The following is a 15,047-nucleotide window of genomic DNA, read 5'->3' on the forward strand; positions in this document are numbered from 1 at the left end:
CAAGAAAAGAACCGGATTAACGCCTAAGGAAATAAGAGGTTCGGTTTGAATCTCTTAAAATGTCTCACAAGTAGTGAGGCAGTGACGTGGGAAAGTGGATCGTGCTGATTCACTTTCCTTTTTGTATATATAAATAAAAAAAGTGGACCAATTTGGCCCACTTTTTTATTAGATATCTTATCCTGTTATTTTAGCAATGACATAAATTCATTGTTTGTACGATATTTAGCAAATTCAAGATCATTAAGAGCTTGTGCAACCATTGTTCTGTCGCGACCGATAGCAGTGCGCAGGTTAGAAACAACATCATTAAAGTTGTTTGTTCTTGAAGCAATTACTGCTAACAGATATGCTGTAGTTGCATCAGGTTTTTCTACTGACTCTAATGTTTGTTTAGCTTTGTTGTAATCTGATACTAAAAGCTGAGCTAAAGCAGCATTGTTTGTTTTATTGTTACCGTAAGCGCTAACTGACTGGTTGTAGTTGCCCTGTAAAAGATTTAAAAGACCCATTGCTTCGTCAAGAGATGCAGCACCAGCAGATCTTCCAAGTAGTTCATTAGCTGTACTTAAATCATTTTTCAAGATTGCTAAAAGAGCTTTGTTCATGTTTACTTCAGGTGCGTTTGGACTTACTTGTGCTGCACGGTTAAATGCCTGTTCAGCTTTTGCATAATCGCCCTGTTTGAAATACATTGTACCAATATTATTCCAGCCTCTGTAATCATTTGTGAAATTAGCTGTTACATATTGATAGATATTTTCTTTAACACTCTCATCATCTGTAAGTGTAGATGCATAAAGAAGTTCGTCAGTTGATAACTCTTTTGGATTGTTTTTCCATGCAGTCATGATTTCTTCGTCAGACTTACCGATAATTTCAATATTAGCAATTATACGTGAACGACGAAGTTGTGGAAGAATAGTTTCTGCAAGATCCTCAAATACATAAGAGATATTCTTGATTTCTCTTTCACGTGTCTCAGAATCTGGATACATTTCTAATACACGAAGGATAAGTTGTTTATCCTGAAGGTTTGAAGATTCAACCAATTGACGGAAACCCTCCCAGTCTTCAGCTGTATAATGTGCAAACACTTCAGTATCGATATTACGTCTTTTCAGTTCTGATTCCAGATAGTTTGAAGTGTTCTTTTCACGCTGTGCTGCAAGACGCTCATTTAGAGATAAGCCTCCATCAGGAGAAGCATAAGCTGAAACTTCTACATTAACGTTCTGTTTTGGATCATTAAAAGCTTCTTCAACACGTTTTTTCCAAGCAGCCAGATCGCTTTTATTTAGTTCAGACTGACGAAGATTTGCCTGTTCAATAAGGAACATGATATTTGCTTCCTGAGCTTCCTGTATAATTCTTTGGAATCCGTCAGGTGCAACAGAAGGAGTTGTATTTGTAACACTTGCAAGTGCTGAAGTTGCTATTACACCGTCAGCTACCTTAAGGTCAGGTAGTGCAGAGCGTTTGTTTTTAATTCTTCCGTCAAATCTTAGATACAGTTCTGAAGAACGCATTGCATCTTCAAAAGGAAATGTGGAATTCATTGTAAAGTTACCACCTCTGCTCTGACTGATTGTTACTCTGTTGCCTGAAATATTGTCTCCCTGGAAGCTGTAAGGTGTACCTACAATTTCCTGGTTGTTGCCATATTTAAGAACCGGAGTAATTGTAACAATCGCATTCTTGTTAAACCATTTTTCGGGGAAAGTTCCGCTAATGGTTACAGGAATTTGATTTCCTACAGTTTCTAGTGGGGTAGGAGTTACATTGAAATTGTTCTGTGATAGCGGCTTTAATTTGCTGCTGCACGAAGTAGCAAGAATTGCTACACTAATCACCACAAATAGTGATAAAAAACGAGAGATCTTTTTCATGTTGAGAAAATTATAATTATTCAATAAATTAATACGCTAAAAAGAAGGTTGTTTCATTGATTTATACAGATAGACAAATTTACCTTTTTTAGTCTGATTTACAAAAAAACAATCTTATGATTTTTACTATTTTCAATTAAATATATAAGCTTTATAATATTAAATGATAGATAATTCATACTGCAGAATTACCTATCAATAATAGTTAGTTTTAAAATATAAATTTAGAGAAATAATTACTGTCTAAATTATATTGAACCCTAAATCTTTGAGTTTTTGATGAACTGAATTATGAGAATTAATAACAGTAAATGCATGATATTCTCTTCGGAGTGGATAATTCGACCTGAACCAATAGAATTTCTCCGGGGATGTTTTTAAAAGTTCAGTTTCGCGCATGGGATTATAACTGTGCCAAACAGCATGTGCCAACTGATCTTCAGGTGCTATTCCTTTTAGATCAATTACCGGTTCTTTAGGTTCCGGAATAGGTTGATAAACTGGCGTTATATCTAAACCGAAGTGATCTTTTAAATTATCAATACTCATTTTTGTTGCTGTCCATTTACCATCAGCTGAGTAGCCTGCTATATGCGGTGTTGCAATTTCAGCCATACTTAATAATTCAGCATCAATCTCAGGCTCATTCTCCCAGCAATCAAGCACAACACCGCTTATATTACCATTGTTCAGAGCTTTTTTCAATGATTGATTACTTGTAACAGCTCCACGAGCAGCATTTATGATAAAAGGTTTACGCTCAAGAAAATTTAAAAAAGAGTTGTCGACCAGATGGAATGTTTTATGTTCACCTACTTTAGTCAATGGGGTATGAAAAGTGATTATATCTGCTTCCAGCTGAATAGTTCTGATATTAACAAATTCTGTTTCGCTATTACTGCCCTCAGCTTTTTCTCTTGGAGGGTCATTAAGCAGAACATTCATTCCTAATTTTCGGCATGCAACTGCAACTTTGCTACCAACATTACCAACCCCAACAATGCCTATAGTTTTTTCCTTGAGATTGAAATTATATTTCCTGGCTAAAAACAGTAATGATGCTGTTATATATTGCTCCACTGACGAAGCGTTGCACCCTGGTGCTGTACGCCATGCTATGCCATGTGAATCGCAATATTCAGTATCTATATGATCATAACCTATTGTAGCCGAACAGATAAGCTTTACACTGCTTCCATGCAGGATATCATAACCGAAGTGAGTAACAGTTCTCACTATCAAGGCATCCTTCAACTTGATAGCATCACGGGTAAATTGATTTCCCGGGAGGTATTCAACTTCACCAAATTGTTCTGCCACTCCCTTTAGAAATGGTATATGTGAATCAGCTAATATTTTCATTTACTCAAATGTTCATGCATCGATTTTGCAGCTCTTCTTCCATCACCCATTGCCAAGATAACCGTTGCACCACCACGTACAATATCGCCACCTGCAAATATAAAATCATCGGCAGTCTGCATTGTATCATTATTAACTACAATAGTTCCCCATGAGGTTATCTCTAAGCCTGAGAATGATTGTGGAATAAGTGGGTTAGGGGATACACCCACACTAACAATTACTTCGTCAACCTCCATCCATTCAGTGGCTCCTTCAACCGGTACAGGGCGACGTCGTCCTGATTGATCAGGCTCACCTAGTTCCATTCTCTGAAGCAGCATCTTTTGCACGCGACCTCTTTCATCTCCTTCATATCTGAGTGGATTGTGTAATGTGTAAAACTCAATGCCTTCCTCCTTAGCATGTTTTATCTCTTCAATACGAGCAGGCATTTCAGCTTCCGACCTGCGGTATACAATTACAGCCCTCTCAGCTCCCAGTCGGCGAGCAGTACGCACAGCATCCATTGCAGTATTTCCACCGCCTATAACAGCAACTTTCTTGCCTTTGTAAACGGGAGTGTCACTATCAGGATCACCTGCATCCATAAGGTTCACTCTGGTTAGATATTCATTACAAGACATTATCCCTATAAGATTCTCTCCCGGAATATTCATAAAATTAGGCAAACCAGCACCACTTCCCACGAATATACCTTTGAAGCCGGCCTCTTTCAGATCTTCCTGAGAGATAGTTTTTCCTACAATACAATTGGTCTCAAATTTAACACCCATTTTTTTCAGGCCATCAATCTCAACATCAACTATATCGTTTGGAAGTCTGAACTCCGGAATTCCATATCTTAAGACCCCACCAAGCTCATGAAGGGCTTCAAAAACAGTTACATCATAACCAAGTTTTACCATATCGCCTGCAAAAGCAAGTCCGGCTGGACCAGATCCAATTGCAGCAACCTTAATTCCATTTGAGGGGGCAATTTCAGGTATTGAAATATTGCCACTATTACGTTCGAAATCTGCAGCAAAACGTTCTAAATGACCGATTGCTACAGGTTCTTTCTTTAATTTTTGAGTGTAAAAGCAGCTGTTTTCACATTGACGTTCCTGTGGACAAACTCTTCCGCAAACTGCTGGTAAAGCACTTGTTTCCTTTAATGTTTTAGCAGCTTCCAGAAATTCACCTCGTTCTATGTTCTTTATAAATTTTGGTATATTTATCTCCACAGGGCAGCCCGAAATACATGTTGGATCAACACAATCCAGACACCTGTGAGATTCTTTTACAGCCATCTCTTCAGTTAGTCCCAGGTTAACCTCATCATAATTATGACTCCTTATATCCGGGTCCACTTCAGGCATTACTACTCTTGGAATTGCAATTCGATCTTTATTTTTCATCGATTTACGCAACTCTTCACGCCATGCAACAGCCCGTTCTGCTTTTAAATACTCGCTCATATATTGATAGATAGTTTGTTTTATTAATTGTATGCTTTAAGTCTCATCAGCATCTCATCAAAATCAACTTTGTGTGCATCAAATTCCGGTCCGTCGATGCATACAAATTTTGTTTCACCTCCCACGGTAACTCTGCAGGCACCACACATACCAGTACCGTCCACCATGATAGTATTCAGAGAGGCAACTGTCGGCACATCATATTTCTCCGTCAGTTTAGAAACAAATTTCATCATAATAGCAGGACCTATTGTTACGCACAGATCCACTTTTTCTCTCTTGATTACATTTTCTACTCCATCAGTAATCAAACCTTTTTCGCCATAAGAACCGTCATCAGTCATTATTACCACTTCATCAGAGTACTGACGAACCTGTTCTTCTAGAATAACCAACTCTTTTGTGCGGGCTGCAAGAACAGATATTACCCTGTTGCCGGCTTTTTTCATTGCTTCAATGATAGGAAGCATAGGAGCAACTCCAACACCACCACCTGCACAAACAACTGTTCCAAAGTTCTCTATATGTGTGGCCTTACCTAATGGCCCCACCATATCAGTTATATATTCTCCCGGCTCAAGACTACACAGCTTTTCTGACGATTTGCCTACTCTTTGTACCACAAGTGTGATAGTACCCTTCTTTATATCAGCAGAGGCAATAGTGTATGGAACTCTTTCTCCTTTTTTACCAACTCTCACAATTACAAAGTGTCCTGCTTTCCTGCTTTTCGCGATAAGAGGTGCTTCAACCTCAAATTTTACTACTCTTTCTGAAAGGTACTCTTTAGCTACAATTTTATTCATTACTATATTATCATTTCTTATTGATGATTTCCCAAAAACTTTCCGGAAGAAAGATATTTGAAATATTAACAGCTTCCGAGAAAAGTGGAGCAATCTCTTTATCATGAAACCCTGCAATGCCACATCCCACGCGGGTAACTAAAAATGTTAGCTTCGGGTTTGATTTTGCAAATTCAATAAACTTATCCACATATGGTTTTATTTCATCAACTCCGCCATGCATAGTGGGAATTCCGTATGAGCTGCCCTGCAAGCCGGCTCCCTGTCCCCATACAGCGCCAAATTTCTCGTAAGCTGTTTCAGCAGCTCCACCCCCATGAATTCCTTCCAGATTACTTCCAAATACAAAAATCTCGTTCTCTTCCAGATCGGAAATAAATGAGGGTGTTACTCTATTATTCATATTGTCATATTTGGTTTATACATATCTTCAGCAGTAATACCGCACTCTTCTTTCATGCGAATACAGTATTCAAGCTTCCCAAAATCACCATCACCGTTGTTGGTACCGAAAGTAAATTTCAGTCCCGCTTCCTTTGCCTTAAGTATAAATGCCTTATTAGGTATTTCATACCTGTTATTTATTTCAAGAACTTTGTCTGTTTCCACCAAAGCTTTAATTACCTTATCCATTCTTTCTTCTGTCCAGAATTCATCATATCTGTCATTCATTACATCAGGAAGAAAATTTGGATTGACATACACATCCATTGGTTCCTGCATTACATCTACAATCTTCTGTACAATCAGATCCATATATTCCTGTTCGTTTTCAATATAAACCTCTTCAGGAATCCATAGACGAGTACGTCTTCCTTTTGTATCAGTAAATGTTAAAGCATCAGTAAAAACATAATCAAATTTTTCTCTTACTTCAGCAGAAAATGTTTGTGGCCATTCACGACCTTCACCCTGCATTGCCTGAATGAATGGTTGTCCCTCCATCTCTTTAATATATTCAATAACCTCCTCATCATTAGTAATTGGGAAACCTATTCCGCAATTAGGTGCTAATGCGTAGTTAATACCATATTTACGAGACTGTTTAGCTGCTTCGTCTGCAGTAATTCCTTTAAGATGAACATGGTAGTCAAGCACTGGGAAATTATCCTGATGAAGTTTAATGATATGATCAGTTGTTTCATCGATAGCAAGCAGCTGCTGCTGAGCAATGTCCGGATTAGTTTTTAAAGGAGTCACCTCAATCGACTCAATCTCTATTGTACCTTCACTGCTTTGAATAGCAAATTTACCGCTTGATAGCAGTTTAGATGAATGTTCAGCTGTACGATAAGGAGCAGTTGGTTCGATATACTCAACAACCGGATTTCCATTAACCGATATAGTAATTGCTTTGCCTTCAACTTGAATATCCATATCAAACCACTCATCTGTTTTTACTGTTGATTTAGCTAAGTTTCTTACAGAAAGCAAGCTGCCTGTTTTTGTCCACCATTCAGCACTTTCAAGATCGTTGTTTAATGCAACTCTGTATCCATCTGCTGCATTATCTGTATGAAAAGCAATAAATCCTTTTCCATTACCTACAGTACGTGCTTTTACCTTTAGGATAAAGTCACTGTAATTACCTTTTTTCAATACTAAAGCAGCGCCATTATTAACTGTAATGATGCCATTTTCTACTGCCACATTGCCTTGTGTTTCCCACTGATCTGTATTCTCACCGTTAAACAGTGATTTAGGTGAATTGTCTCCGGTACAGGAGTAAATTCCCATTAAAAGAATGCTTAGAAATAATACTACCTTATTCATATTTATAAATTTAAAATTAAAGGACATTCTTACAGAGTATGATATTAGAATGTAAATAATAATTCCACAGTAAGCTTATCTGCATCCATCTGAGGATTTTTACTAAAGATCGACATGCTATTATTTATAAAGTACCACTCATAATCCAGTCTGATTATTGATGAAAACCTTTCTTCCTTGAAGCCAAAGCCGATTCCTGCTGTCAATCTGTTAGTATCAAAACCTTTCTCATCAAGCTGCTCATCTATAGCATCCCATCTTACTGCAGGAAGTACATAGTCGAAGAATTTGCTTTTGATTGGGAAACGGTAGGCACTCTGCACATAATAAGAAAGCATATCGCTATAAAGATCAGTTTTGCTGTCTTTCTTCATTATTTCAGTTTCCACTTTAAAGTTATTAATCTCATATCTGAGATCGGCACCATAAAACAGGACGTGTGTTGAGTCATTGTTCTGATAATCATAAGCCTTGGCAGTAAACCTTAAACCCTTCATGCTACCTAACTCGATGCGACCACCAGTAGACAAATTCTGTTTCCATACAGGATCATTAATTGCATTACCGTTATATACACCAAATTCCAGTCCCGCAGGAACAACTCCCACGTTAAATTTATACTTAGCCAGAATTCCTAAATCACGTGTACTGATAAAATATTTTCCAAGAAAAGCACGGTTAGCAAACATCATATCGGAAGGACTCACAACATAAGAGTTATATAATGGTATACTTGTCTGTCCCATAGTAAAAGAGAGTCCTTTAACAGGAGTAATTGTTCCACTAAGGTCAAGTACCTTAAATTTACCTTCATCACTAAGCTCCACCTGTGCTCTGTATGATGAAAAAGAATTTATATCTCCCTTTACTCCTAAACGAGTATTTCGTATAGAAAAACGAGACATATTACTTTCAGGAGCATATTCATATTTGTTTTTTAATGTTCCATCTATCTTAAAACTAGGGTAGGTGACCGTGTTTTGTGCGATCATCGTAGTAGTAATTAAAAACCCAAAAATCAATAGTAGTAAGTTTGTTCTCATATATTTATTTATTTGAAAATATTTCAGAGAACTTCTGTCATAATTATATAGTTGATTCATGCTTAAGTATTTTCTTTTTAATATCCAATCCCCAGTAATATCCACCAAGAGTGCCATCAGAGCGAATAATCCTGTGACAAGGAATTAAAAAAGTAACAGGGTTTTGTCCAATAGCTGATGCAACAGCACGTACAGCTTTTGGTCTGCCTATTTTTTCTGCTATATGCATATAACTGCAGGTTTCACCAACTTTAGTATTCAACAGCTCATCCCACACATTCAGTTGAAATTCAGTTCCCTTCAGATGGAAAGTAATTTCAGTAGTTGCATTTGGATTTGAAACCTGTGTAACTGCATCTTTGATCATCTGATTTTTCTGCTTAACTAAAACAGCATTCAGAAATCTCTTTTTCAGCTCTTCAAGCATCTCAGGCTCATCTCCTATGCCCAAGTAGCATATACCTTTATCAGTTGCAGCAACAAAAATATGCCCGTAGATTGAGTCAAAAGAATCATATCTAATTGTCAGATTCTTCTCATCATCAACCGTTATTGGAATTATTTTGTATCTGCTTTGTCTTTCTTGATTGCTCATAATCCTGATACTATTTTAGTTAGTAATTTAGGCCCTGTTTATCTGTTATTTGCAAAAAACTGCTCAAAACCCTCTGAATGTTTAACCGCAAACGATCCGTCAGTCTCATTATCATAAATAAAATAGTAATGCAGACCCGGAACCGTTTTAGCCACTTCAATTGATTTATCAATACCCATTGCCATAAAAGCAGTTGCATATGCATCAGCAGTCATACAGTCATCAGCAATAACAGTTGCACTCAATATATCAGTTTCGGAGGGATATCCTGTATGCGGATCAATTGTATGAGTATATTTTTTACCATCCTTTACATAAAAATTCCTATAGTTACCAGAAGTAGCAAGTGATTTATCACAAAGCGATAAGACAGTCTGAAGCTCATGCTGAACTAAAATAAAATCATTAGGTTTATCCACACCTATTCTCCAGCAATTGTTCTTTTCATTAACCCCTTTGGCACTTATCTCACCACCAATTTCTACCATGTAGTTCTCAATTCCAAAACTCTCAAGTAGGTCTGCAACCACATCGCATGAGTAACCTTTGGCAATTGCCGATGTATTTAACTCCACACGAGGATCAGCTTTCACCACCTTCCCATTTTCAATTTTTATCTTCTCATAACCGACAAACTCCTCCAGACTGTCAATTATTTCAGGAGTAACATTATCCATATTCTGGAAACCAAACCCCCATGCATTTATTAGAGGAGAAACAGTAATATCGAAATACCCGTTAGTGTTTTGCGAAATCTCCATCGATTTATAGAAAACCTTTATAAAAAAGGAGTCGAGCTCAACCTCTTCATTGTTGTTTACCTTCGTTATTATTGAGTTATCTTTAAAAGGATTTAACGAGAGATCAAATCTGTCGAGTTCTGATTTAATTTCTTCACTCAGCGACCTGGAATACTCATATTTTATACTATATCCGGTAGTAAATATCTCACCATGCTCCTGAAAATACTGTAGGTTTTCATTTTTCTTACTGTCTGAATTACAGGCAGTAAAAGCAGAAATTAAAAAAAGAGACAGTAATATTTGGAGACTCTTGTTTGAGTATTTTGAAGTCATGTTTTTAGTGTTACAAGTTTTCTTAATATGTTTACAGCAGATACTTCCTTAGCTAATCAATATTCTCTTCAATCCTGTAATGATTTCTTTCAGGAGAATTTCTCGAGATAAGTTCCCCGAGGAAACCTGCAAGGAAGAGCAGTGTACCAAGAATCATCATTGTGAGAGATATATAAAAGTATGGCGACTCAGTAACCAGGCGATAGGGGTTGCCATGATTCATATCATAAATCTTGATTACGCCAACAGCAATAGTTGCAATAAATCCAATAATGAACATAACAGTGCCCCAAAGGCCAAAAAAGTGCATCGGTTTTTTACCAAACTTATTTAAAAACCAGAGCGTTATAAGATCGAGATAACCATTTAAGAATCTGCGTGATCCAAATTTGCTTTTACCATATTTGCGTGGACTGTGTACCACTTCTTTTTCTCCAATTTTTGTATATCCTGCATATTTTGCCAATACAGGAATATATCGATGCATATCGTTATAGATCTCAATACTCTTAGCCAGAGATTTACGGTAAGCCTTCAATCCACAATTGAAGTCGTGCAGCTTAATCCCCGATACCTTTCGGGCAGTTGCATTAAAAAGTTTGGAAGGTAAATTCTTTGTCAGCTTATTATCATACCTTTTTCGCTTCCAGCCGGAAACCAGGTCATATTTCTCCTCCTTAATCATTCTGTAAAGCTCTGGGATCTCTTCGGGACTATCCTGGAGGTCAGCATCCATTGTTATCAGAACGTCGCCCTGTGCCTTCTGAAAAGCACAATGCAAAGCAGGAGATTTACCATAATTACGTCTGAATTTTATTGCCTTAACATGTTCAGAAGAGCTCTTCAGACTTTTGATAATATCCCACGAACCATCGGTGCTTCCGTCATCAACAAATATTATTTCGTATGAAAAACCGTTGTCCTCCATAACCTGTTTAATCCGGTTGTGCAGTTCGGATAGCGACTCTTCCTCATTATACAATGGTATTACAACTGATATATCCATTTCTATCTCTATAAATAAACTATAATTCTTGTTTAGGCTTATATTTTCTTGCAACTGGCACTAAAACAAGCGAAAGTAATAAACCTATAAAAACATCAGCCATTATAACGTTATTAAATACGTATGAGAATGTGCTTGGCAGTGGTTGCTTCATCATCTGAGCAGTCAATGCCTGGCTCAGTTTCAATGATTGTGCAATTTCAATCAGGTTGCTGTATAAATTTGAAATAAAAGCAGGATCCAGCCATTTTACATGTATAAATACGATCACTGCCTCAAAAATAGATGCAAAAAAGAAAAGTATAATCGAAAATTGTATACCATGCCAGAAAGACATTTTATTTTCTACTAACCCTGAATTATATCTAACAAGAAAATAAAATAAAATTATTGGTGTTCCTATACTTAGCAGGTTATTCAGATAGCTTAATATAACCATATCCCTACCTAAAATAACCAGCAGATATTTTAATACCCAAAATAATCCAAGGGTGAAAGCAGCATTTGTAGCGTAATTAAAAAGATGATTTTTATTCTCTTCCATTGATTTTTATTTAACATACAAAAGTAATCAAAAATATACAAATTATTACCTCCATTTCGTCACATTAAAAAAATATGTACCTTTGCGAGTTGTTTAATAGTATTAATTGTGAGGACCACACCTTTACACATTGTTATTCCGGTGAAAAACTCTCCGGAATCGACAAGTCTGACTATAGAAGCTGTTATAAATTCAAAATCTGAAATAGACTTTGAACTAACGGTTTATGATGATTTTAGTGAAAAAGAAACGGCAGATATGCTTGATAAACTGGCTTCGAAGTATAACTTCAAAGTTGTCCATTTATCGGAAGTAACTGCCAACCCGTCGCCTAACTACCGTCTTGTTCTGCAGATGGCACAAACAAAGGCAGTTAGCAGTGGAGCACATATTGTAATAGTTGAGTCGGATGTTACTGTAAATGAAGATACGATAAGCAAACTTTATAATAGTGTAAATAATCTTGATAATCCAGGATTAATTGCGGCTGTAACTACTGATGAGAAGGATATAATAAACTATCCATATCTGTTTGCAGCTGATTTAAATTTAGGTGTCACATCTGTAAAAAAACATTTGAGCTTTTGCTGCACTCTTTTATCAAACGCTTTTCTGAGTTCTTATGATTTTAATAAACTAAATCCTGAGAAATCGTGGTATGATGTTTTTATAAGCCATAAAGCCATAGAGTTGGGATTCTTCAACTATTTGGACACAACCTGCAGGGTTATTCACCAACCGCACTCAAGCAGGCCCTGGAAGAAGCTTAAATACAGAAACCCGTTTCTCTACTATTTCAGGAAGCTATTTAAAGGTTTGGATAAAATATAATATTAGTATGAATCAAAAATTAGTAAGCATAATTATACCTGCTTATAATTCTGAAAAATATATCGAAGAATCGATAAAATCAGCTTTATCTACCAAATATTCAAATTTTGAAATTGTAATTGTAAATGATGGTTCAACTGACAACACTCAGTCAATCATCAACAAAATGGTATCTGAGAATTCTGTAATCAGAAGCTATTATCAAAAAAATGCAGGTGCTTCAGCAGCTAGAAATCACGCTATAAGTAAAGCAAAAGGTGAGTACATATTGCCTTTGGACTCAGATAACTGTATTTCTCCCGACTATGTAGGTGAAGCAGTTAAAGTTTTAGATAATAACCATAATGTTAAACTTGTAAGCTGTGAAGCCAGGTTTATAGGAGAAAAAAGCGGAAAATGGGAATTTAAACCTTTCAGTATTAATAAACTATGCAGGAGAAATCTAATTGATAACTGCGCTATGTATAGAAAGATCGACTGGGAGAAGGTTGGTGGCTACTGTAACGAAATTTTGGGTCGTGAGGACTGGGATTTCTGGCTATCACTTTTCGAAACAGGGGGAGAATTTGTAAGACTCCCTATAGTAGGCCTTTACTATCGTGTAAGATCAAATTCTAAAAGAGTTCAGACACGTCATCTGCACAAAAATATAATAGATGCTTTAAATGCTCGTCATAAACCATTATTCTACAAGGAGCTGAATGGGAAATTATATTATCAGCGCACCTACTCAAGTGTGATAAACAGGATAATAAATTGGTTCAAACCGGAAAATGTGCATGTACAAAAGAACGCGCTTGATTATGAGAAGTATGTTTATGCGGCGAATGAACCTGAAACAGTTAAGGACTTCATAAAGGTGCCTCGTCAGAAGATACATTATATCCGTTATGAAGAAAAACGTTTTCATCTACCTGGAACAAAGATTAAACAATCAAAGGCAATGAAAATGTTCGAACCCGATAATCAGACACATATAGGCTATTACGAAGAGCAGACATCACTCTTTAAGTTAAAGAGTTATCTAGTATTACGCACAGGATGATATGAAAAAAATCGCACTTATCGAGTTTAATACGTTTCACACAGAATGTCTCTATTCACAAATATTATTTCTACAGGAAGCAGGTTATCAAGTTACACTAATTTGTAATAATAGAGTCAGGGATATAATCTCCGACTTCAATCTGAATACAGACACTCACTATTTTGATTTTAGTAAGTTCTCATCATTAATTCGAGCAAGGTCTTTATTAATCAGGCAAAAGATCGATAGGGCAGTTCTCAATACAGCTCAGGGTAATATCCCTCTCAAGTTCATGATGCTGCCATTCCCCCGAAAGATCCGTTTCTTTGGGGTAATTCACAACACGGGTAAACTGGAATCAAGTTTTGGACAGAAGCTTATATCCCGTAAAATAAGATCATATTTTGTACTATCAAGATATCAGTATCTGCATACATTAGGCAGATACAAATATTCTTTTAGCTATTTCAATCCATCATTCTTTTCGGATTATAATTTAGATAACCTGACTGAATTAAAGGACGATAAGTTATGGGTTGCAATTCCCGGAGCTCTGGAATATAAAAGAAGAGATTACAATTTTCTCTTTGATTTTCTAAAGGAGTATAATGATGATAAACTGAACTTCATCCTGCTTGGAAATAGCAGTAAAAATGAAGGTCCCGATATCATAAATAAAATAAAGAAGTATAAGTTAGAACGCAACTTCACATATTTTGATAAGTTCATTCCCAACAGTATTTTTCATAGCTATTTAAGAAAAGCTGATTGTCTGCTTCCCTTAATACATCCTGAAACAGAAGGAGCTGACAGTTACACGAAAAATAAAATATCAGGAATGTTCCCACTATCATTAACCTACAATGTCTCTCTATTGTGTCATGAAATTTTCCGAGGAATAGAGGGCTTTGATTATCCGGCACTGTTTTATAATGATAAAAACGAACTGGGTAATATTCTCAAAAAGAGCCTTGAAGTTGAACATACTTTTAAGCTTTCATTTGAAGAAGAAAAGAACAGATTTATCCAATTTATAGAGAGAACTTAGTATAGATTTGGAAAAATTAAACCAATTGTTTAATTTTGTGTCATACGAAGATAAAGAAGAGTTCTTTATATTAATGGGGTTGACCGGTTTTGACAGCGAGTAGAAGAGGTTTGTAAGCATGCAGTGCGTTGTCGGTTTGCACTTTAATCTCAAACGGCAAAGCTTTAACTGGCAATAATAATTACGCTCTTGCTGCGTAACCGAAGTACAGTAGGTTAACGCTTAATTCTGCCACCAGGTGGCGGAACAAGACATCACCCGGATGCTGTGGCTTCGAAGCGATCCGATACGGTGGTGCAGGTAAATCGGAGATAGGTTAGGAGAGGCTTCGGCTCCTCACCGAAATTAAGAAGATAAGGATTGAGTTTGGTGGCTTCAATCGCGCTCTTTCCCGACAATTAAAATGAAGCTAAGCATGTAGAAAGCAGATTGCTTCCTCGTTTGGACGAGGGTTCGAATCCCTCCAGCTCCACTGGTCGCATAAGACATAAAGCGACAAAACATAGACAAACCGTTCAAATTGAGAGATTTGAGCGGTTTTTTGTATGTATATGGCTGACAGAAAAGACAGGAAAAAGACAAATAAA

The 15,047-nt window shown here is 36.7% G+C and carries 14 protein-coding genes and 1 other RNA gene; 4 read left to right on the top strand and 11 right to left on the bottom strand.

Going from position 1 to position 15,047, the window contains the following annotated elements:
* Nucleotides 1-185: 185 nt before the first annotated feature.
* The 11 genes from PHO43_RS09005 to PHO43_RS09055 all read right to left on the bottom strand — a co-directional run bounded on the left by PHO43_RS09005 (nt 186) and on the right by PHO43_RS09055 (nt 11,554).
* Complete coding sequence (locus PHO43_RS09005; protein ID WP_045089609.1) at nt 186-1,889, bottom strand: tetratricopeptide repeat protein; 1,704 nt, start codon at nt 1,887-1,889, stop codon at nt 186-188.
* 243 nt (nt 1,890-2,132) lie between these two features.
* Nucleotides 2,133-3,251 carry a 4-phosphoerythronate dehydrogenase PdxB gene (pdxB, locus tag PHO43_RS09010; protein ID WP_045089608.1) on the bottom strand — a complete coding sequence of 373 codons (1,119 nt, stop codon included), beginning with the start codon at nt 3,249-3,251 and terminating at the stop codon, nt 2,133-2,135.
* Complete coding sequence (gene gltA, locus PHO43_RS09015; protein ID WP_288010107.1) at nt 3,248-4,711, bottom strand: NADPH-dependent glutamate synthase; 1,464 nt, start codon at nt 4,709-4,711, stop codon at nt 3,248-3,250. The genes pdxB and gltA overlap by 4 nt, the downstream gene beginning before the upstream one ends.
* Nucleotides 4,712-4,734: 23 nt before the next feature.
* Complete coding sequence (locus tag PHO43_RS09020) at nt 4,735-5,517, bottom strand: sulfide/dihydroorotate dehydrogenase-like FAD/NAD-binding protein (RefSeq protein WP_288010105.1); 783 nt, start codon at nt 5,515-5,517, stop codon at nt 4,735-4,737.
* Nucleotides 5,518-5,527: 10 nt separating this feature from the next.
* On the bottom strand, nt 5,528-5,920 hold the full coding sequence (locus tag PHO43_RS09025) for an A1S_2505 family phage non-structural protein (RefSeq protein WP_045089605.1): 393 nt from the start codon (nt 5,918-5,920) through the stop codon (nt 5,528-5,530).
* Nucleotides 5,917-7,290, bottom strand: a complete 1,374-nt coding sequence (locus PHO43_RS09030; RefSeq protein WP_045089604.1) for a DUF1080 domain-containing protein — start codon at nt 7,288-7,290, stop codon at nt 5,917-5,919. Before PHO43_RS09030 ends, PHO43_RS09025 begins: the two co-directional genes overlap by 4 nt.
* 44 nt (nt 7,291-7,334) lie before the next feature.
* Nucleotides 7,335-8,333 carry a porin gene (locus tag PHO43_RS09035; RefSeq protein WP_154904820.1) on the bottom strand — a complete coding sequence of 333 codons (999 nt, stop codon included), beginning with the start codon at nt 8,331-8,333 and terminating at the stop codon, nt 7,335-7,337.
* A 43-nt stretch (nt 8,334-8,376) separates the two neighbouring features.
* Nucleotides 8,377-8,928 (bottom strand): methylated-DNA--[protein]-cysteine S-methyltransferase, encoded by a 552-nt coding sequence (locus PHO43_RS09040; protein ID WP_045089602.1) that lies wholly within the window; start codon nt 8,926-8,928, stop codon nt 8,377-8,379.
* 38 nt (nt 8,929-8,966) lie between these two features.
* Nucleotides 8,967-10,004: an FAD:protein FMN transferase gene (locus PHO43_RS09045; protein ID WP_045089601.1), complete on the bottom strand. Its 1,038-nt coding sequence runs from the start codon at nt 10,002-10,004 to the stop codon at nt 8,967-8,969.
* A gap of 52 nt (nt 10,005-10,056) precedes the next feature.
* A complete protein-coding gene (locus PHO43_RS09050) occupies nt 10,057-11,010 on the bottom strand; it encodes a glycosyltransferase family 2 protein (RefSeq protein WP_045089600.1) in 954 nt (317 codons plus the stop codon).
* 19 nt (nt 11,011-11,029) lie between these two features.
* Complete coding sequence (locus PHO43_RS09055; RefSeq protein ID WP_045089599.1) at nt 11,030-11,554, bottom strand: DUF4199 domain-containing protein; 525 nt, start codon at nt 11,552-11,554, stop codon at nt 11,030-11,032.
* Between the two features lie 108 nt (nt 11,555-11,662).
* On the opposite strand from PHO43_RS09055, the gene PHO43_RS09060 reads away from it, so the two are divergent.
* From PHO43_RS09060 to ssrA, 4 genes are all read left to right on the top strand, one after another.
* Entirely contained in the window at nt 11,663-12,385 is a 723-nt protein-coding gene (locus tag PHO43_RS09060; RefSeq protein WP_288010102.1) for a glycosyltransferase, read from the top strand.
* A 7-nt stretch (nt 12,386-12,392) separates the two neighbouring features.
* Nucleotides 12,393-13,430: a glycosyltransferase family A protein gene (locus PHO43_RS09065; RefSeq protein ID WP_052673147.1), complete on the top strand. Its 1,038-nt coding sequence runs from the start codon at nt 12,393-12,395 to the stop codon at nt 13,428-13,430.
* Nucleotide 13,431: 1 nt separating this feature from the next.
* Nucleotides 13,432-14,460, top strand: a complete 1,029-nt coding sequence (locus tag PHO43_RS09070) for a hypothetical protein (RefSeq protein ID WP_045089597.1) — start codon at nt 13,432-13,434, stop codon at nt 14,458-14,460.
* Nucleotides 14,461-14,535: 75 nt separating this feature from the next.
* Nucleotides 14,536-14,935: a transfer-messenger RNA gene (gene ssrA / locus PHO43_RS09075) on the top strand.
* The last annotated feature ends 112 nt before the right edge of the window (nt 14,936-15,047 follow it).

Source organism: Lascolabacillus sp., from assembly GCF_028696275.1.
In the GTDB taxonomy this organism is placed as follows: Bacteria; Bacteroidota; Bacteroidia; order Bacteroidales; family Dysgonomonadaceae; genus Proteiniphilum; species Proteiniphilum massiliensis.